General features: G+C 42.2%; 18 protein-coding genes. 11 read left to right on the forward strand and 7 right to left on the reverse strand.

Translation table 11 applies throughout. The annotated features are described in order from the left end of the window. Positions 1–53: 53 nt before the first annotated feature. From QE417_RS02625 to QE417_RS02640, 4 genes are all read left to right on the forward strand, one after another. Complete coding sequence (locus QE417_RS02625; protein WP_311947343.1) at positions 54–251, forward strand: hypothetical protein; 198 nt, start codon at positions 54–56, stop codon at positions 249–251. A gap of 93 nt (positions 252–344) precedes the next feature. Then, positions 345–1,646: a glycoside hydrolase 5 family protein gene (locus tag QE417_RS02630; protein ID WP_311947344.1), complete on the forward strand. Its 1,302-nt coding sequence runs from the start codon at positions 345–347 to the stop codon at positions 1,644–1,646. 128 nt (positions 1,647–1,774) lie between these two features. Beyond that, entirely contained in the window at positions 1,775–2,128 is a 354-nt protein-coding gene (locus QE417_RS02635; protein ID WP_311947345.1) for a hypothetical protein, read from the forward strand. A 72-nt stretch (positions 2,129–2,200) separates the two neighbouring features. After that, positions 2,201–3,991 carry a hypothetical protein gene (locus tag QE417_RS02640; protein ID WP_311947347.1) on the forward strand — a complete coding sequence of 597 codons (1,791 nt, stop codon included), beginning with the start codon at positions 2,201–2,203 and terminating at the stop codon, positions 3,989–3,991. 107 nt (positions 3,992–4,098) lie between these two features. Here the strand turns inward: QE417_RS02640 and hemN are convergent, their stop codons facing one another. The 6 genes from hemN to QE417_RS02670 all read right to left on the reverse strand — a co-directional run bounded on the left by hemN (position 4,099) and on the right by QE417_RS02670 (position 11,117). Beyond that, complete coding sequence (gene hemN / locus QE417_RS02645) at positions 4,099–5,466, reverse strand: oxygen-independent coproporphyrinogen III oxidase (RefSeq protein WP_311947348.1); 1,368 nt, start codon at positions 5,464–5,466, stop codon at positions 4,099–4,101. Between the two features lie 4 nt (positions 5,467–5,470). Next, positions 5,471–5,935, reverse strand: coding sequence for a lactate dehydrogenase (locus QE417_RS02650; protein WP_311947349.1), 465 nt, complete (start codon positions 5,933–5,935; stop codon positions 5,471–5,473). A gap of 84 nt (positions 5,936–6,019) precedes the next feature. Beyond that, positions 6,020–7,069: a response regulator gene (locus tag QE417_RS02655; protein ID WP_311947350.1), complete on the reverse strand. Its 1,050-nt coding sequence runs from the start codon at positions 7,067–7,069 to the stop codon at positions 6,020–6,022. A 1-nt stretch (position 7,070) separates the two neighbouring features. After that, entirely contained in the window at positions 7,071–8,255 is a 1,185-nt protein-coding gene (locus tag QE417_RS02660; protein WP_311947351.1) for a PAS domain-containing sensor histidine kinase, read from the reverse strand. Between the two features lie 107 nt (positions 8,256–8,362). Beyond that, on the reverse strand, positions 8,363–9,403 hold the full coding sequence (locus tag QE417_RS02665; RefSeq protein ID WP_311947352.1) for an arabinan endo-1,5-alpha-L-arabinosidase: 1,041 nt from the start codon (positions 9,401–9,403) through the stop codon (positions 8,363–8,365). A gap of 22 nt (positions 9,404–9,425) precedes the next feature. Next, on the reverse strand, positions 9,426–11,117 hold the full coding sequence (locus QE417_RS02670) for a GH39 family glycosyl hydrolase (RefSeq protein ID WP_311947353.1): 1,692 nt from the start codon (positions 11,115–11,117) through the stop codon (positions 9,426–9,428). A 209-nt stretch (positions 11,118–11,326) separates the two neighbouring features. Here QE417_RS02670 and QE417_RS02675 point away from each other — a divergent pair, with 209 nt between their 5' ends. Further along, the gene (locus QE417_RS02675; RefSeq protein WP_311947354.1) at positions 11,327–12,358 is read left to right on the forward strand and encodes an aldo/keto reductase; all 1,032 of its coding nucleotides are present in this window, start codon (positions 11,327–11,329) and stop codon (positions 12,356–12,358) included. Between the two features lie 25 nt (positions 12,359–12,383). After that, positions 12,384–13,238 (forward strand): fumarylacetoacetate hydrolase family protein, encoded by an 855-nt coding sequence (locus tag QE417_RS02680; protein ID WP_311947355.1) that lies wholly within the window; start codon positions 12,384–12,386, stop codon positions 13,236–13,238. A gap of 70 nt (positions 13,239–13,308) precedes the next feature. On the opposite strand, the gene QE417_RS02685 is transcribed toward QE417_RS02680, so the two are convergent. Further along, the gene (locus QE417_RS02685) at positions 13,309–13,722 is read right to left on the reverse strand and encodes an organic hydroperoxide resistance protein (protein WP_311947356.1); all 414 of its coding nucleotides are present in this window, start codon (positions 13,720–13,722) and stop codon (positions 13,309–13,311) included. A gap of 98 nt (positions 13,723–13,820) precedes the next feature. Here QE417_RS02685 and QE417_RS02690 point away from each other — a divergent pair, with 98 nt between their 5' ends. The 5 genes from QE417_RS02690 to QE417_RS02710 all read left to right on the forward strand — a co-directional run bounded on the left by QE417_RS02690 (position 13,821) and on the right by QE417_RS02710 (position 19,498). Next, on the forward strand, positions 13,821–15,077 hold the full coding sequence (locus QE417_RS02690) for a putative DNA modification/repair radical SAM protein (protein WP_311947357.1): 1,257 nt from the start codon (positions 13,821–13,823) through the stop codon (positions 15,075–15,077). 359 nt (positions 15,078–15,436) lie between these two features. Continuing rightward, a complete protein-coding gene (locus QE417_RS02695; protein WP_311947358.1) occupies positions 15,437–16,192 on the forward strand; it encodes a TIGR03915 family putative DNA repair protein in 756 nt (251 codons plus the stop codon). A 293-nt stretch (positions 16,193–16,485) separates the two neighbouring features. Further along, positions 16,486–16,911 (forward strand): hypothetical protein, encoded by a 426-nt coding sequence (locus tag QE417_RS02700; RefSeq protein ID WP_311947359.1) that lies wholly within the window; start codon positions 16,486–16,488, stop codon positions 16,909–16,911. Between the two features lie 96 nt (positions 16,912–17,007). Next, positions 17,008–18,297: an AAA family ATPase gene (locus QE417_RS02705; RefSeq protein WP_311947360.1), complete on the forward strand. Its 1,290-nt coding sequence runs from the start codon at positions 17,008–17,010 to the stop codon at positions 18,295–18,297. Between the two features lies 1 nt (position 18,298). Then, positions 18,299–19,498, forward strand: coding sequence for a tetratricopeptide repeat protein (locus QE417_RS02710; RefSeq protein ID WP_311947362.1), 1,200 nt, complete (start codon positions 18,299–18,301; stop codon positions 19,496–19,498). Positions 19,499–20,032 lie beyond the last annotated feature (534 nt).

Here is a 20,032-nt window from a genome sequence, read left to right on the forward strand (position 1 = left end):
TGTGGGTGCGTCCCATTTTGAGGAATGTATAGCAATACACAAACCCGGAAATATTGGTAAATTTGACCTACATCATCATTGATATTTCTTACGCCTTTGAAAAAGAAGCCGAGGGAAACTATGATGAAATAGAAGCGCATATTATTGCCAATGTTGATGCCGCTACCTTTGAAGCCGAATGGCAAAACGTAAATTACCTTTATGTAATTGGTAATGAAGCGCCCAAATTCAAAGTATCAGCTGTAGAATAATTTTGAGGGAGAAAATGTACGGGCATTGCATACAAGTTTTACATTTATATCGCTACCAGGATAATCCATCTTTTTAGCACAAAAATTATACTCATGAAGCTCAATGCCTTTATACTATTTTCTTTTTTATGTATTGGTTGTACGCTATGCTCATTAAATACCAATGCTCAGTTTGTAAAAGTTAATAATGGACGTTTTACGGTACAAAACAAACCATACTATTACATTGGCGCAAATTATTGGTATGGTGGTTTGTTAACCTTATCGGCTGATTCGGTAAAAGGAAAAGAGCGCCTGCGCCAAGAACTCGATTTTTTAAAAGCCCATGGAGTTACCAATCTTAGAATACTGGCCGGTGCCGAAGGAAAGGGAATAATTAATGGTGTTGACAGGGTAAAACCCGCTCTCCAGCCTGAGCATAATATTTTTGATCCTAATGTGCTCAAGGGTCTTGATTACCTGCTGTATGAGATGGGCAAGCGTAAAATGTATGCCATATTATACCTGAGCAATAACTGGGAATGGAGCGGCGGCTTTCTACAATATTTAAATTGGAATGGCCAAATTGAAGATTCGGCATTAAAAGATAAACCAACATGGGATAATTTGCGCGATATGACCAGCAAGTTTTATACCTGCAAGCCATGTGTTCAGGATTATAAAAAACAACTCAATTATATCTTGCACCGCGTAAACACGTACAGTAAAAAAGCTTACATAAATGAACCAGCCATTATGGCCTGGGAACTGGCCAACGAACCGCGCCCTATGCGCCCGGCATCAATTGAGGCCTATAAAACCTGGATAGAAGATATTACCCAAACGATAAAATCAATTGACAAAAACCACCTCGTAACCATAGGAACCGAAGGCTATATAGGAACCGAAGAATCGGACCAGTTGTACGAAGAAATACATGCACCTGCACAGATTAATTACCTCACCATACACATCTGGCCAAAAAACTGGAGCTGGTTTAGCGATACCAGTATTGTAAAAGGCATGCCCACAGTAATTCAAAACACACAAAATTTCATTAAACGCAATGTTGCCATAGCAACCAAACTTAAAAAGCCACTGGTTATTGAAGAATTTGGTTTGCCAAGAGATTTGCATTCATTCGACTATAAAGCCGCCACAACATCGCGTGATAAATACTATACGCTGATGTTTGACCAATTGCTTATCAGTAAACGCACAGGTGGTGTAATAGCCGGGTGCAATTTTTGGGCATTTGGCGGTACAGCACGGCCAATTCCAGGACAGCTTTTTTGGAAAGATGGTGACGATTACATGGGCGATCCACCACAGGAAGAACAAGGACTCAACACTGTTTTTGATAGTGATGAAAGCACCTGGAAGATTATCAAAAAGTATTCTCTACTTTTAAAATAAGCCGTATTGCAGTAAACTTCCCTACGAAGTTAAAAAATGTGTCGAAAGTCATTTTTTGTGCTGACAGGCGTCATGGGGCAGGGGTTTAAACCTTGGCATATTTGTGTATAACATTTAAACACAAAATCATGGCAACTCTTAAAACAACAGCCCCCGCAACCTGGAATGTTGCAACTGATTATACAGCACAAAACAATATAACCCTTTGGGCAAAATTTACCCAATTTGCCGATAGCCAAAAGGGCAAACATGTACAGTGGTTCTTTATTGTACTCATGGTTCACGGCGTTTTCTTTTTACCATTGCCTGCCGTATTAATGTATTATTACAATGCCCCGGCTATTGTGTTGGCAGTAACCATGGTAAGCTTTTTTGCTAACTTAATTGCCACCATGGGCGGTGCAGGTATCCGTACAGCACTATTATTTTTTGCTGCAAGCATTGCTATACATATATTCATGACGCTGGTATTTGTTCTGTAAATATTATACTCAAACACAAAAGCGGTTGCAAGGCCGCTTTTTTTATGTCCCAACTTTTTATTCTATTTTTTTATGAGCCATACTTTTCATATCCCGGTTTTAGGGCTTGGTTTTTCTGTTGATACGCCTTTAAAGTTAGCCCGCTATGGTATTTCATCAACAGTTTCTATTGTTGATGATGAACTGGTAGAGCGCATGCGCAAGCATCATTCGGCTAAACTTAACCTGCCTTACACGCCTATTTACAAAAACGAAACCGATTGTCGTGCCCGTCGTATCACAGCCTATCTTAATTTACTAAATGATGAGGTAACCCGCCAGTTTGAAGAACTGAAGCAATTACCTTTTAACCAAAATTCCGATCTCGACAGGTATTTTGATCTGCTTCCGCCACAGTCAAACCTAAAGCAAGGTTACGATTTAATGCAGGAGTACCCGTACGAAAACCGGAGACATATTTTTGAGAACATACTGCGCAATAATATGAAGAAGGGCGCTATTGATGTTAACATCATGTCAAAAGTGGATAAGCTGAATTTTGATACCGATGGCCAATACACCGGCGACGAAAATACCGATGCCCTGGCATCTCTGCGTGGCTTTGCCCAAAGTAACCTCGAATCATCGCTAATATTATCGGCCGGAATGAACCCCAGGCTTTACAGTTATCTAGAAAGGTTTAAAGATTTTTATCCTGATGAAAAAGGCCATCTGCGTAAAAAAATCATTCTGAAAGTTAGTGATTTTCGCTCGGCATTAATACAGGCTAAATTTTTGGCCAAAAAGGGCTTATGGGTATCTGAGTTCAGGGTCGAATCGGGCTTAAATTGCGGAGGCCATGCTTTTGCAACCGAAGGCTTGTTATTAGGGCCGATACTGGAAGAATTTAAGCAGAAACGGCAAGCCATGCTCACCGAGTTAAGCACTATGTATAATGCCGCGCTTGCCGATAAAGGAATTACACTGGCAACTTCACCACAACAACGTATTTCAGTTCAGGGTGGGATTGGGACATCGCTGGAGGATAACTTTTTGATGAAGCATTACCAATTGGATGGTACCGGCTGGGGAAGCCCGTTTTTACTGGTACCCGAAGCCACCAATGTTGATGATGAAACCCTGCATCAACTGGCTGATTCGCATGAGGATGATTACTACGTAAGTGCAGCGTCACCACTGGGCATACTGTTTAACAACTTTAAAGGCAGCACTATGGAAAAGCAACGTATTGAACGTATAAAAAAGGGTAGGCCCGGCAGTCCATGTGTTAAAAAGTACTTATGCACCAATACCGAGTTTACTGAGCAGCCTATCTGTACCGCATCGCGTGAGTATCAACACCTTAAAATTAAGCAGTTAGATACATTAGCCTTACCCGTTGCTGAATATCAGGAACAACTGGAAACCATCACCGAAAAGGTTTGTCTTTGCGAGGGTTTGTGCGCATCGGCCTATATCAAAAACAATATGCTCAAACCGCGCGAAAGTAATGCTGTTGCCGTATGCCCCGGCCCAAACCTGGCTTATTTTTCAGGGGTGTATACTTTGGATGAAATGGTGGGCCACATTTACGGCAAAATAAATGTGCTACAAAATATTGAGCGCCCTAACCTCTTTATCAAAGAACTTAACCTCTACATCGAACATCTGCGTAAAGATATGAACATACAGGTACGGGAGTGGAGCGATAAAAAAGAAAAACTCATCCTCAAATTTAAAGATCAGGTGCAGGCGGGTATTAACTATTATAAACAATTGCTGCCCCAAATTAACAATCAAACACAGGATTACCTTAACAAAATGTACCAGGACCTTATTATCTCCGAGACACATTTAAAGGCATTAACCCAAGCTATGGTTTAACCCATAGCTAATTTACCATTCAGCAAAAAAGGCGGTTCAAAATTTGAACCGCCTTTGCCGTTTCCGGCCCATTTAAACACTAAATAAACAACAACTAAAAAACTTATTTATCCGGCCATGCTAAATAGCTGTGTTGCCGGTTTATCGGCCCAAAGGCGGGCATCAAGCGCCATACAAATGTTGCGCAAAAAGCGTTTGCCCGTTGGAGTTACGGTAAGGCACCACGAGTTTAATTCAATCAAGCCGTCCTCAGCAAGCTCTTCCAAACGTGCAATGCCGTCTACAAGGGCTATGCAGGGTTCGGCATAAAAGTTCCAGCAGGTTTTGCCTGTACACATGATCTCCAGTATATGCCGGCGGATGATCAAATCTTCGCGGGTTAAAATGTGTCCCTTGGTAACTGGTAAGGTGCCGTTGTTAACCAGTTTAAGGTACTCCTCAACCGTTTTTACGTTTTGAGCAAAGGCATACCAACTATCGCTGATGGCCGACACGCCAAGGCCAATACTCAGTTTGGTGTATTGATGGGTATAACCCATAAAATTGCGGTGCAGCTTTTGGCTTTGCTGTGCGTGGTACAAACTATCTGTGTGCAGGGCAAAGTGGTCCATACCAATTTCATGATAGCCTAACTTAGTTAACATGTGGCGGCCTAACTCGTGCAGCTGTTTTTTGGTTTCAGGATTGGGCAGGTGTTCTTCGGTAAACTTACGCTGACCGGGTTTTACCCAGGGCACGTGTGCATAGCTATAAAAGGCAATACGGTCGGGCATAAGCTGTGCCACCTGCATAATGGTTTCGTTAATACTGTCAACGGTTTGCAGGGGCAGCCCGTAAATAAGGTCGAAATTCACAGAGGTATAGCCAACTTTGCGTGCCTTATCGGTAACGGTTTTAACTTGTTCAAAGCTTTGCAGCCGGTTGATAATTAACTGAACCTTTGGATCAAAATCCTGAATACCTAAACTCAATCTACGGAACCCGAGATTGTAAAGCGCCTGTAAATGTTCTTCGGTTGTATTGGCCGGGTGTGCTTCAAAACTAAATTCGGCACCGGGTTTAACAATAGCACCTTCAAGCAACCCATTTATGAGTATTTGCAAGTTATCAGCACTAAAAAAAGTAGGGGTACCACCGCCCAAATGTATTTCGCTTATAACGGGCCTGTTTTTAAACAAGCGCTTACACATGCTCCATTCTTTTAGCACCGCATGTATGTAGGGGAGTTCAACTGCGTGGTTTTTAGTGATATGGGTGTTGCAGCCACAGTAAGTACACAGGCTTTCGCAGTAAGGCAAATGCACGTACAAACTTATACCATCTTCTTGGTTGCTTTCTTCAAACGCAAAGGCAGCTGTGCGCATCCACCCCTTGGTGGTAAAGGCTTCGGTATCCCAATAAGGCACGGTAGGGTAGCTGGTATAACGCGGAACGGCTACCTGATATTTTTGCAAAAGTTGAGCTGATGCTTCCATAGCGTTAGTTTTTAATAACGTTTAACGGTGTATGCACCTCCGTAGCTTTACAGTTTTTAGCACACACGCAAGCTTGCCCAACACATTTATTTTGTTGCCAGGCATCAAGGTTTTTAATGGTTTGCTCGGCTACGTGCTGCAGGTAAGCTATATTTTGATGGGTAAATTGCGTGTTAATAGGCACGTTGGCCAGCTTTATACCATACATAAGTGCAGCCTGCTTATCAATATGATCTGTACCGGCCGACCATGTGGTGATATATTTTACGCCCTTACCGGCCAGCAGTTCAATTAATTGTGCCGATACCTCATCGTAAGTAAAAACTATTACGGCATCCTTACCATCGGCAAACTGTATGGTATCGAGGCTTAGCGGGTTTGATATGAGGGTTATATCGTGCCTTTTTTGATTGGCCTTGGCCAAAAATTCTTTTTCGAAAGGTTTTATACTGTATGCAACCACTTTCATGAGTTAACGCGTTTAATTCATACAAAGCTATTGGTAAGGCCATTGCTAATGAATGAGGTGCGTCAGCCATAAAAGTGATTGGTGTCAGTTTTTCATTTTGCCCAGGCGGGTAATATCAATAATTTCTATGTTGCTGCCTTTCTTTTCAATTAGGCCTTCGTCTTTAAAGTCGGTTAACGTACGGCTAACGGTTTCGGTGGCTATGCCGGCCAGCGATGCCAGTTCATCTCGCGATATTTTAAAGTTTGCCGGAGTTGCCGATTGCTTGCTCAACCTTAATAAAGTTTGCGCCATACGTTTGCGCACCGAGTGGTAAGCCAGTTCCATCAGTTGGTTTTCTTTTTCACGAATGTCATTAGCCAGTATCTTAAAAAACTTTTGATTTACATCGGGGTAGCGGTTCAGTATATCCAAAATAGCATCCTTTCCCAGCATACAAACCGCCGAATCTTCAATTGCCTCAGCAGTCTCGGTAAAAGGCTCGTTAAGCAGGAGGGCATTGATGCCTAAAAAATCGTCGGTTTTGTAAAGGCCGGTGGTTAGTTCGCGACCATCTTCGGCAAGTTTAAAAGTTTTAACGTTGCCGGCCAGTACAATGTATAAGCCCTGCGGATCATCTCCATCGTAAAACAGCACCTGTTTCTTTTTAATTTGCCTAACCTTGCGGCTGTTAATCAAGGCTTTGAGTTCTTCAATACCTTTGCCGGCATTGGCTGCCAGCTTTTCGAGGCCGCTTAGGGTTTTGCTGTAATAAGATTCCTGTTTTTGTTGTTTGCTTAAACGGCTTTCAATGGCGTTCAGCAATTCAACATCATCAAATGGTTTGGTGAGGTAATCATCGGCACCCATTTCCATGCCTTTTCTAAAGTCAACCCGTTCGGCCTTGGCGGTTAAAAATATAAATGGAATAGCGTACGTTGCCGGGTTTTTGCTCAGCATGTATAATACGCCGTAGCCATCTAATTCGGGCATCATAATATCACAAAGTATTAAATCGGGTATTTGCTGTATGGCTACATCTACACCAATTTTGCCATGCGCCGCCTGCAATACCTTAAAGCCCGATAGCTCAAGTATTTCGGCTGTACTTTCACGTATGTCGTTGTTGTCTTCGATGATTAAAATGGTCTTCATTTTATAAATTAAATGATAAGGTAAATGCCGTGCCCTCGTTTACCTGACTCCTGAACTGAATTTGTCCGTTCATTAAGCCCACGTATCTGGTAACAATGTTTAAGCCCAAACCCGTTCCCGGAATATTGCCTGTATTGTGCGCCCTGAAAAATGCCTCGAACAAGTGTTTTTGGTCGGTTTCAGGAATTCCTATGCCATTGTCTTTTATGATGATGCTGAGTTTGGTTTCAGTAACCTCGGTGTTGAACTCGATAAAGCTGTTTTCGCCCGAGTATTTAATGGCGTTACCAATGAGGTTGATGATACAATTTTTAAGCAACGATTGGTCGAGATTTACGATGTTGCCCGTACCGCTGTGCTCATAAATAATCATTTGGTTTTGCTTGGCTATAAGCTGCATTTCCTCGGTAATTTCTTCGGCAAACTTTACAATATCAAAGGTGGTATACAACGGCTCAACTTTACCCGCTTCCAGTTTTTCGAGCGATAGGAAATCGTTCAGTATTCCGGTTAAATTACCTACCGAATTTTTGATTTTACCCACATGTTTGGTAATATTCGGGTTATCAAATTGCTGCGCGTATTTTTCAATAAGTGAAGCCGATAACTGTATGGAACTTAACGGTGTACGGAACTCATGTGAAGCCATAGATACAAAACGGCTTTTGAGCTGGCTTAGCTCTTTTTCCTTCTCGAGCGACTGGCTTACTTCTTCCTTGGCCGTTTGTAATGCTTTCAGGCTTTCTTTGAGTGACAGGGTGCGTTCTTCTACCTCATCCTCCAGGTGGGTGGCGTATTCCTTAAGGCGCTCTTCGGCTTCTTTTTCGCGGCTTAGATCATGTATAAAGCCGGTATATATTTTACGCCCCGAATATTGCACCTCGCTTACACCCAGCCTGAACGGAAACACAGTGCCATCTTTGCGCAAGCCTTTCACCTCGCGACCTATGCCTATGATATGTGCCCTGCCCGTTTGCTGATAGCGATTTATATATTCATCGTGGTGCTGCTTATCGGGCGGGGGCATTAAGCTGGATACATTTTTACCAACCACCTCATCGGGGGCATAGCCAAACAGTTTACAAGCCGATGGATTAATGCTCTCAATATTACCGCGTTCATCAATGGTAATTATACCATCAATGGCGTTATCAATTATAGCGGTTAGCAGGGCGGCATTTTCCATGTAGGGATATGAATGTGACACAAATCAAATATCCAAACCTAAAAAATTATACCGAATGATAGCCATCAAAGTAAAATATGACCGGCATCACTTTTTTATTTAGTTGTTTAATTAGCAGCCGCCAGGTTTTTAGCATCGTTACTGATAACCGGCCACCCGTTTTGCCAGTCAATTTTATTGATGATGAGTTTGGATTTGCCTTTATCGGCTGCATCGTAACCATGATATACAAGGTAATCGTTTCCATCGGCACTGCACACACCGTTATGGCCTACGCCGTACCAATCTTTATTTCCCTTGCGCACAACGGTACCGCCGCCTCTGTCCATGCGTTGGCCGTTATTATCCAAATAGGGGCCTCGCACGTTTTTACACCGGGCAACGATCATTTTATAGGTGCTTTTGGGGCCTTTGCAGCAATAGTCGATTGAGGCAAACAAGTAGTAGTAGTTATCCTTCTTAAATATAAAAGGTGCTTCAATGGCATTGCCCCCGGCATCGCGCGGGTTATCATCAATAGCCGGCGCATTAAACCGTGAGCCATCATCCTTTACACGGGTAGCCACGGTTCTTAACTTGTCTGAATGTTTAGCCACCGATAGACGGTCTTTATTGAGCTTTACAATTTTCAATCCGCCCCAAAAAGAACCGAACGTAAGATAAGGCGTTTCGTTTTTCCCTTCGGCGAGGTTAGGGTCTATGGCGTTCCAATTGGTTTTGCCGGGAATGGATTGGATGAGTTTACCATGGTCGGTCCATTTAAAAGCAGGGCTTTCGGTGTTTAAGGTTGGATTAGTAGCCACACCAATGCAAGACGTGTTTTTGCCAAAGGCCGATACCGAATAATAGAGGTAGTATAAGCCGTTATGGTACGAAATATCAGGTGCCCAAATGTGACCTTTAAATCCGGGCACGGCCTCAACAGCCCATTGCTGCGGGGTGGCAAATACCGGCTTTTCCTGTTTCCAATGCACCATATCTGCCGACGACCAGGAGGCTATGCCCATGCCTGTGCAAAACAGATAAAATACCGAATCCTGCTTGATCATCACAGGATCGTGTACACTAATATTGGTACGTAGTTGTGTTTGTGCAAAGATTGATATTGAAGTAAATAACAAGGTAACAATCAATAATATATTTTTCATAATAAGATGGTTAAGCTAAAACTTACCAGTCCAGTTTTAGTAACGAAACACCCTGACGCGGAAGCTCAATATTCACATCAATTTTATTGTTTGTACCAACACTTAGCTTCTTAGGGGCACCCATTGTAGCCAATTGGCCAGCCTTTTCGAGTTGAGCTATTTGTGCAGCGGTAGGCTTTTGCGGTGAACCCATTTTTTTCCAAACCTCGTACGAGTTGCTGTGCTTATCATCAATGCGGTAATGGGTTAAAGTAACCGTTTTAGCAGGTATATTATTAATGGTAACAGCAACCGGTTCGGCCGGTCCTTGCTTATCATCATCGTGATAGTTCCAAATCATTACCCCTGCAGAACGCTCATTTTTGGAGGCCAATACACCAATATCGGTTTGTGGTCCGCGTATGCTCGAATCCATTACGGTTTTAAGCGGGTACATGCGGTTGCTGGTAGCTTCTACACGGTTGCCACCCATTTTGCCAAACATCCTGAATACGTTAAGTACCGGCTTATCTACACCATTGGTAGCCAAATCACGAAATCCATAAAACCAGGGCTGGTTTTCAAACTCAAATGACCATGACACCGCTCCTTTAAAATTTATAGCATATTGATCTTCAAGCTCATATTTGCGCGCAAATGTAGCCGCGGTATAGCTCGAATACATGGTACCGTTACGGTAAGCGTTAGACGGGTTAGTAGCCATGCCGCAAGCTGCACAGCCTTCCGGGTCCGATTCGCCTATGATTAAAGGGATGTTTTTAGTTTGAGGGTATGATGCTGCAATTTTAAACCCGGTAGCAATATCGCGCAGTTGCGGCGACGCATTCATCTGCACCATGTTGCCCACCAACTTAGGATTTCCCTTGGCGTGAAAAGCAAGTAAATCAAGCGGAGAACCAATTTTACTGGTGGCGTAATTTGTATCGGTAAGGCAATGCTTAATAAAAGCATTAGTCCATTGCTGTGCACCACGGCTTGATGTGCCTGCTATATTAATGCCGCCAATTTTTGCGGTTGGCAGTGCGCGTTTAACACCATCGGCAGCATAGTCGTACAATTTAAAAAACTCCTGTTGGGTGCCTTTCCAGTAGTGGCCGTTGGGTTCGTTCCAAACCTCCCAGTACCAGCTTTCTACTTCTTTTTTGCCATAGCGTGCAATACTGTGTTTTACCCACTCGTAAGCCAAATTACCCCACTTTTTATAATCTTTAGGTGGGTAGGCCCAGCCGGTAATTATGTCGGTATATGGGTCGCCGGGTTTCCAGTAATGGCGGTAAGGTTCGGGGTGGGTTGACAGGGCCTGGGGCATAAATCCAATTTGTGCAAAGGGTTTCATACCTCGTTTTACATAGGTATCAAATATGCTGTCAACCAAACGCCAGTTGTAAACCGGATTGCCGTTGGCATCTTCTGTATATGCATTGGTCGATCCCCATTTCAGGGCAGCCTCACCATCGCCAGTTACCAATAAACTATGCGTGCGAACATAAACCGGCACCGGGCTCAATTTTGCAATTTCGGAGAGCAGCTTTTTACCGTCTTTCATATAAGTATAATTAGGCTCATCGTACCCAAACCAGGCCCAAACTGGTTTCATTGGGGCTTTAGTTTTAGCCAGATTTACCTCAATACGTGCCGGAGTTTGCGCAAAACTGGTGGTAGCCCAAAGTAAAGCGCCTATAAACAGCTTTGCTGCCTTAGTTAGTTTAAGCATAGGTTATTACAGGTTTATTTAGTGTCAGAATGACGATTAAAGGTAGGTAATTATATCAGTATACAAAATATTGCTGGCTAATATTATATCAAACCTTGCTTATATACTATAAAGGCCCAACACCATTAAAAACCATTTTTACATTTCAATATTTAACGGATAGTAATAGCTTTGCTTCATTAGCAAACTAACCTTCCTAAAATAAATAAATGTCTGAGCAAGATCAATTACAACTTCCCCCGGTAATATTAGGCACCAGTGGCCTTGGTAACTTATATATAGCACTACCTTACGAGGTAAAGCTTGATATTGTGCGCCAGTTTGTGCTGCATAGTGCCAAACCTGCCGTGTTAGATTCGGCCGGTAAATACGGTGCCGGTTTGGCACTTGAGTCGATAGGGCAGTGCCTTAAAGATTTAAACGTTAATCCCGATGATATCATTATCAGTAATAAACTGGGCTGGTTACGCACCCCGTTAACCACACCCGAGCCAACTTTTGAGCCCGGCGTTTGGGTTGACCTTGAGTACGATGCTGTTCAAAATATAAGCTATAAAGGAATTTTAGAATGCTACAACCAGGGCAATGAGTTGCTGGGCAATTACGAAGCTCAATTTGTTTCGGTGCATGACCCGGATGAGTATCTTAGCGCAGCAACCAATGGAGAGGATAAAACCAAACGCTACCAGGATATATTAGATGCTTACCGGGCGCTACTTGAGTTGAAAGCAGAAGGTAAGGTAAAATCGGTAGGTGTGGGCGCTAAGGATTGGCACAGCATTAAGCAAATTACTAATGATGTAAAGCTGGACTGGGTAATGATAGCCAACAGCATGACCGTGCATAGCCATCCTGAAGATTTACTGGTGTTTATGCAGGAGCTTGAGCAAAAAGGCGTTCTCATTATTAATTCTGCCGTGTTTAACGGCGGCTTTTTAACCGGCGGCGATTACTATAATTATCACTTAATTGATAAAGAAAGTACAGAGGGCACAGCCTTATATAACTGGAGAGACCGTTTTTATGAACTATGCAAAAAACACAGCATTGAGCCAGCCGCCGCATGCGTTCAATTTGGCTTGGCAGCACCCGGCGTAAAAAGTGTAGCACTAAGCACCAGTAGCGCAAAGAGGGTAGAATCAAACCTGCAATTGTCTAAAACCAGCGTTCCTGCTGAGTTTTGGGATATTATGCATGGCGAAGGATTAATAACCGACGAAGGTTTGAGTTTAGTTAAATAATCAATTCTACATATAATTACTACAAATGAAACTGATAAGATTTGGTAATGAGGGCCAGGAAAAACCCGGCGTTTTAATTTATGATAAACGTTATGATGTTTCGGGCTTTATTCCTGATTATAATGAAACGTTTTTTGAAACCGGCGGCCTGGAAAAGTTAAAAGCCATTGTTGAAGAACATGGTACCAATTTGCCGGTTGTAGCCGATGATGAGCGCTTAGGCAGCCCCGTTGCCCGTCCATCTAAAATATTATGTATTGGTCTGAACTACGCCGATCACGCTAAAGAAACCAATGCACCTATACCGCCGGAGCCGGTTATTTTCATGAAAAGCACTACCGCTTTAACCGGTCCTAATGATAATGTAGTTATCCCTAAAAATTCTGTAAAAACCGATTGGGAAGTGGAACTGGCTTTTGTAATTGGCAAAAAAGCCAGTTATGTAGATGAAGCTGATGCAGCAAGCTACGTAGCAGGTTATGTATTGCATAATGATGTATCGGAACGCGAGTTTCAGTTGGAGCGTAACGGCACTTGGGACAAAGGTAAAGGTTGCGATACCTTTGCACCGCTTGGTCCGTTTTTAGCTACAGCCGATGAAATTGCCGACGATAATAACCTTAACCTTTGGTTAGATGTAAATGGCAAACGTATGCAAACTGGTAATACCCAAACGTTTATCTTTAAAATACCGTTCCTAATTTCATATGTAAGCCAGTTTATGACTCTGTTACCAGGCGATGTAATTTCGACAGGTACGCCTGCTGGTGTGGGCCTTGGCTTTAACCCGCCGGTATACCTTAAACCAGGCGATGTTATCGACTTAGGCATTGATGGTTTAGGTACTCAAAGACAAGTGGTAAAAGCTTACGGAGAGTAATTTTTGCTATATAACAACAAAGGCTGTTTCTATATAATAAACAGCCTTTGTTGTTTAAATGAATGGCCTATTAAACCGCCAGCACCTTCACCTCAATATTTCCCCTAACGGCTTTACTATACGGGCATGCACGGTGTGCTTTATCAGCCAGTTGTTGTGTTTCATCCAAACTCATACCGGGTATGTGTACATGTAATTCGGCCGATAGCGCATAAGCGTTATCATCTTTATTAAAGCTTACATGCACTTCGGCCGTTGCTTCACTTACATCAATATTATCTTTTTTGGCTACACTGCCTAAGGCTCCTAAATAGCACGCACCGTATGCACCGGCAAATAATTGCTCGGGGTTAGTGTAAGCACCACTTTCGCCGCCCATTTCCTTGGGTTTGCGCAGGTCGAGATCAATAACTCCGTCTGACGATTTGATATGGCCGTCGCGGCCACCTTTGGCTGTTACTACAGCCGTGTATACTTTCTCCATGGTATATGCTCTTTTTAAAAAACTAACCAATTACAGGTGGTAAAGTTTTATTTGTAATTAAAACAAAATACTAAAATTATTAGTATTTTTGATTTGATATGAATGAGGAAAGGATAACCGAAAAGTTGAATATACTGGCCGATGCCGCCAAATACGATGTATCTTGTGCATCGAGCGGGAGCAAACGCAAGAATGAAAATAAAGGTTTAGGTAATGCCAGCAACGGTATTTGTCATACTTATACAGAGGATGGGCGGTGTGTGTCATTACTTAAAATATTGCTAACCAATCATTGCATTTTCGATTGCGCTTATTGTGTGTCGCGCAGCAGTAATGATATTAAGCGGGCTGCTTTCACCGTGCAGGAAGTGGTTGATTTGACCATCAATTTTTACCGCCGCAACTATATTGAGGGTTTATTTTTGAGTTCGGGTATTTTTAAGGATGCCGATTTTACCATGGAACGGCTGGTACGGGTGGCTAAAAAATTACGCACCGAACATAAGTTCAATGGCTATATCCATTTAAAAACCATACCTGGTGCAAGCGATGAGTTAATGCGTGAAGCCGGACTTTATGCCGATCGCTTGAGCGTAAACCTCGAAATGCCAACAGAAGAAGGCTTAAAACTGCTTGCCCCCGAAAAGAACCGGAAAGACATGATCCAGCCCATGGGGTTCCTCAAAAACGAAATTATACTACGTAAAGAGGAAAAAGCTTTATTTAAAAAAGCGCCAACGTTTGCCCCGGCCGGGCAAAGTACGCAGGTTATTATAGGTGCCACGCCCGAAACCGACGCACAGGTTTTACAAACGGCCAATCACTTTTATAAAAACTTTAATATGAAGCGGGTTTATTATTCGGGCTATGTACCGGTAATGAGTGATAAACGCTTGCCCGCTTTGCATACCAGCGTACCCATGGTGCGCGAAAACCGCCTTTATCAGGCCGATTGGCTGATGCGTTTTTATGGTTTTAAAGTAAACGAAATAGTTGACGGGCAAAACCCGCATCTGGATCTGGACATTGATCCTAAACTGAGCTGGGGTTTGCGTAACCTGCATGTTTTTCCTATTGATATTAATAAGGCCGACCTGCAATTAATTTTAAGAGTGCCGGGCATTGGGCTGCAATCGGCACAAAAAATTGTGAGCGCGCGGCAATACGGTAAACTCAACTGGGATCAGTTGCAAAAAATTGGGGTGGCATTAAATAGGGCCAAGTATTTTATTACCTGCAATAGTCCAAAGTTTGAGCAGCGCGATTTAACAGGTACGGCTATTAAGCAATATATATTGTCGCAATCGCAAAGTAAATATTTAAAGAGTTCGGTAACGCAGTTGAATTTATTTTGATGCGCACCTCGGTCCCTTAAAGAGCAGTAGCTGTAAATTGGGGGTTAGTATTGTTACCAGCGGCAGTGCAGTTTGCGTTAGGGATAGTAGCGTAAAGCCCGGAACGCAGCATAGCGGAGTGAGGACTTGCAGCGGATAGCCCGGGCCGGAGGTAACGCCCAAGGTGGTTAATAGTGAGTAGTTGATTTGGTTGGATAGTTAACAATCATCCTCTTATTTCTAAAAGAGTCAATCATATACTCTCAGAAAAGCCAACTGCTGTGAAAAAATTCGGGAGCACTTGAAATTACTGGAGTGAGACAGATTAAAAGGATAAGAGAAACAAAGTATGGGCTTTGCAAATAGAAAAGATAAATAAGATGACCACGCTGGTGTACGACGGAACGTTTGAGGGGTTGCTTACGGCCGTGTTCGAGATTTACGAACGCAGGCTGCTGCATGTTAAAATTCAAAAAGGAGAGTGGTTAAGCACGGCTCTGTTTGAAGATGTAATAAAGGTAATTACCGATAATAAACGTGCAGGGCGGGTGTTGCAGGGTTTGCAGCAAAAGCTATCGGCAGGAGCAATGCAACGCTTGTATGCTGCCCATATGGCCGGTATAGAAAATGAGGATATTATGCTGGTAGGCTATATCAGGTATGTATTTGATTCGAAGCAGAATGTGGAAGAAGATTATGGGAATAAGTACGTGCTGCGCCTTTCGGAAATGATAAGAATGGTACGGCGCGAGAAGCACCGGATGGAGGCATTTGTACGTTTTCAAAAACTGCAGGATGGCATATTTTACGCGGCCATTGAACCCGATTTTAATGTATTGCCGCTGCTGGGCAAGCATTTTAAAAACCGTTATGCCGATCAGAAATGGATTATATATGACATGCGCCGCAATTATGGCTTGTATTATGATTTACACAACCTCGAATTTATATCGCTCGATTTTGCCACCGGCCGGCCCGATAATGTGATCTCAACCTATACCGAGGATGAAGGGTTGTACCAAAACCTTTGGAAGAACTATTTTAAAAGCGCAAATATTCCGGCGCGTAAAAACACTAAGCTTCACATGCGGCATGTGCCGAAACGTTACTGGCGTTTTTTAACAGAGAAGATTTAATCAAACATTAAAAAATAAATGTCATTATGGAAAACATGTATCAATCATTAATAATTCTGGATTACTTTTCATGGATTTTAATACGTAAAGCTGAGATTATTTATACTAAATCCTTCACTATTTATGATAAACATAAGAAGATTTGGGATGATGACAATTATCACATGCTTTCGCACTCATGTATACTTAATACTTGCTCATTTTTAGAAGAATACAATAATAATTTCGGGGTAAAATCAGAGTCGCAATATCATGATAGAATTCTCTTAGCTAAAAAAATTTCCTCTCCATAAGTGAAAGCTATTAAAATGTGGCCTGGCTTTAACAGTAATAGAAACTTAATAGCACATACGCTAAGAGACAGAGCTGGACAATATGCTTACCTTGATCCTGATCATGAAAAAAGATATATGACTCCCAATGGTGGGATGCAATGGTTATTCATAAGGGATTGCATGATTGGTATAAAAAATATTTTAAATGGTGAGTTTAAACCTGAATTAGAGCAAGCTGTTAAAGAAATTGCAACAAAAATAGATTATAAAGCAAAAGAACCTGAAGTGGTAAGTGGAAATGATTTTGTGAAAACTTTTGCAATGATTGCCAATCAATCTGCAAAAATTGCCCGTGATCATGGGAAAATTTATAATTTAAACATTCCTGATTTTTATGATAACAACAAACCCGCTGTACATTTTGGAATGATGGATAGCTATTAATTATACAAATTTCCATGCCGTGTACGCTTAAATAAATATCTTAGCATGTTTAGTATTAATTCTTCTATCAATTGATACCAACCAAACTACTGATACATGAACAGAGAACTGTTAACCGAGCTTGAAAAAGCTCTTGAAATAACTCCTGATAATATTATTTTGCGTAAACAGGTTGCTAAAGGCTACTTTGCTATTAATGATTTTGAGAGGGCCAAAGAGCACCTCAATCTTGTGCTTAACTATGAGCCAACCGATGAGAATAAGCTGCTTTTAGCTAAGTGCTACCTAAAGTTAAAACATTATACTCCTGGTATTATTATTTGCGAAGAATTGCTGCCCAACAATGACAATGCCGAATTATTAACCGTATACCTACAATTGTTAATTGATTCGGGGCATACCGAGGATGCCATAGCGCAATATCAGGCCTTTATGGTTAAATACCCCAATTGGCACGATACTGATATTGAACGCCAGTTGAAAATACCATCGTTTGAAATGCCCGACGATGACGATTACAATGCTTTTATTGAAAAGCCCGACATCAATTTTAGTCACATAGGTGGTATGGATGAGATCAAAGACGATATTCGTATCAAGATCATCGAACCTTTGGCTAACCCCGAACTGTTTAAGGCCTTTGGTAAAAAAGCTGGCGGCGGTATATTGATGTATGGTCCGCCGGGATGTGGTAAAACTTACTTATCAAGGGCTACTGCGGGCGAAATATCGTCGAAGTTTATGAACATAGGCATTGAAGAAGTGCTGGATATGTGGGTAGGTAACAGCGAAAAAAACCTGCACGAAAAGTTTGAGATAGCCCGGCAGAACAATCCATGTGTAATGTTTTTTGATGAGATTGATGCCTTGGGCAGTAAGCGCAGCGACTTGCGCCAATCGGCCGGGCGAAACCTTATCAACCAGTTTTTACAAGAGATGGACGGCATTGACAGTAAGAATGAAGGCGTACTGATACTGGGTGCAACTAATTCGCCCTGGCATATCGATTCGGCTTTTTTGAGACCGGGCCGCTTTGACCGTATCATATTTGTACCACCGCCCGATTTGAGTGCCCGTACTTCCATAGTTGAAATGATGCTGCGCGATAAACCTGCCGAAAGCATGGATTACGGTAAAATAGCCTCTAAAACTGATGGCTTTAGCGGTGCAGATTTGAAGCTATTAATTGATCTGGCTACCGAAGAGAAACTGCGTCAATCGATGCGGTCGGGTAAAATTGAAAAGATTACCCAAAGCGATGTGCTGAATGCGGTTAAAAAAGTACGCCCATCTACCAAAGAGTGGTTTAATACCGCGCGTAATTACGCTTTATATTCAAATACATCGGGCATGTACGATGATATTAAGGCATACCTGAATTTATAAGATGGACTACCAGTTATTTCAGCAAATTCAGAACCTTATTAACAGGGACAAGATAGACATGGCCCTGAAAATGATCTCGGCTGCGCTAACCGATTATCCTGATTCGGATGAGTTATACAGCCTGCAGGCATCAGCCTATTTAAAGGTAAAAGATTTTAAGCATGCCCAGCAGTCTATTAATACAGGTATCGGCCTTAACCCCGAGAACGATTTTCTGTTTTACCTGAGCGCCCACGTGGCGCTGGAGTATGATAACTATAAGCAAGCCGAAGAGCAAATTGACCAGGCTATCGGGCTAAATCCGTATTCGGCAACATTTTTTGGTACCAAATCGATGATCTTCATCAACCAAAAAAAGTATACCGAAGCCATTGAAGCCGCACTTAGCGGGCTTGACCTGGACCCCGACGACCCGATGTGTAACAACATGCTGTCGATGGCGCAAACGCGGGCAGGCTTGTCGGGAGAGGCATTTAACAGGCTGGAGAATATGCTGGCCGACGACCCCGAGAATGAGCTTACACAAGCCAACACCGGTTATTATTACCTGCGCCAGGGTGATGCGCGTAAGGCCAAAGAGCATTTTGCAGCTGCGCTGAATGCTGATCCTGAATATGATTTTGCACGCACCGGTATGCTGCAAGCTATTAAATCAACCAATTGGTTTTACCGTAAACTGTTGCAGTTTTCATACTGGTTAGACGAAATTAACAGCAAATATCGCTGGGGCTTTATTATAGGTTTGGTACTCATCGTTAAGGTTGTACCTATACTATCTATCCCATACCTCATCTTCGTTTTTTGGACGTGGTTTACCGGGCCGCTTAGCGATATGATCATTTATTTTGACAAGTACGGCCGCTACCTCATGAAGCCGCGCACCATCATGCTCACCCGCATTAATATTGCTGTTTTTACTTTAGGTTTATTATCGCTTGCGGCAGGATTGATGCTGCATGGCAGTTTTTTATTAATGGCATTTGCTTTTTTACTCACTACTATACCTGTATACATATCAGGCGGAATAACCAAGCCGCTCAATCGGTTAGCTTTAGGTGCTTTTGCTCTGGCCTATATTGCTTCTGGTTTATGGGGTGTTTACTTGGGGTATTTTATGAACAAGTCAGTTGAACTTGCGATAACCGCGCTCATTATTTCGGCCGTAATTTTTTCATGGACATTGGCATTTATTAAAAAATAAGCATTTAACATTTTACAAAAATCGCTCAAACAGGTAAAAATGTTAATAACCTGATTGTTAATAATGTATTTTGTTTTACAATAAAAATACCTCCATTTGCTTTAAATGAAATATTTGCAGGTTAATAACCTGCAAGCACTTGTTAATAAAGTGTTTATAATAAATATCACAATGGTATTGACACGAATAGGGTAGCAAGCTATCTTAGTATTATTAAGAACGACGTACTTTGACAGCCTCGGGAAACGGAAAATGAATCGGGCGAATCTTCGGAAGAGCTAAAGATCATGGGAAATTCTCTCAATTATAACAGGAAGAGCGGTGCAGGAGCGAAAGCAAATGTAATGGTTACCGGTTGAAAAAGTTGAACAAGGGGTATCATTAAAATTATCATGAATCTCTACGGAGAGGAGTGAAGATTAAACGGTGATGATTGGAAGGAGTAAGCGCCGGTGTTTTATTGACGAGAGTTAATTAAGCAGGGTGGAAACAGAGAGCCGGTCGGTTAAAATACACAAATCGTACTTAATGCTT

It is taken from the genome of Mucilaginibacter terrae, from assembly GCF_031951985.1.
In the GTDB taxonomy this organism is placed as follows: domain Bacteria; phylum Bacteroidota; class Bacteroidia; order Sphingobacteriales; family Sphingobacteriaceae; genus Mucilaginibacter; species Mucilaginibacter terrae_A.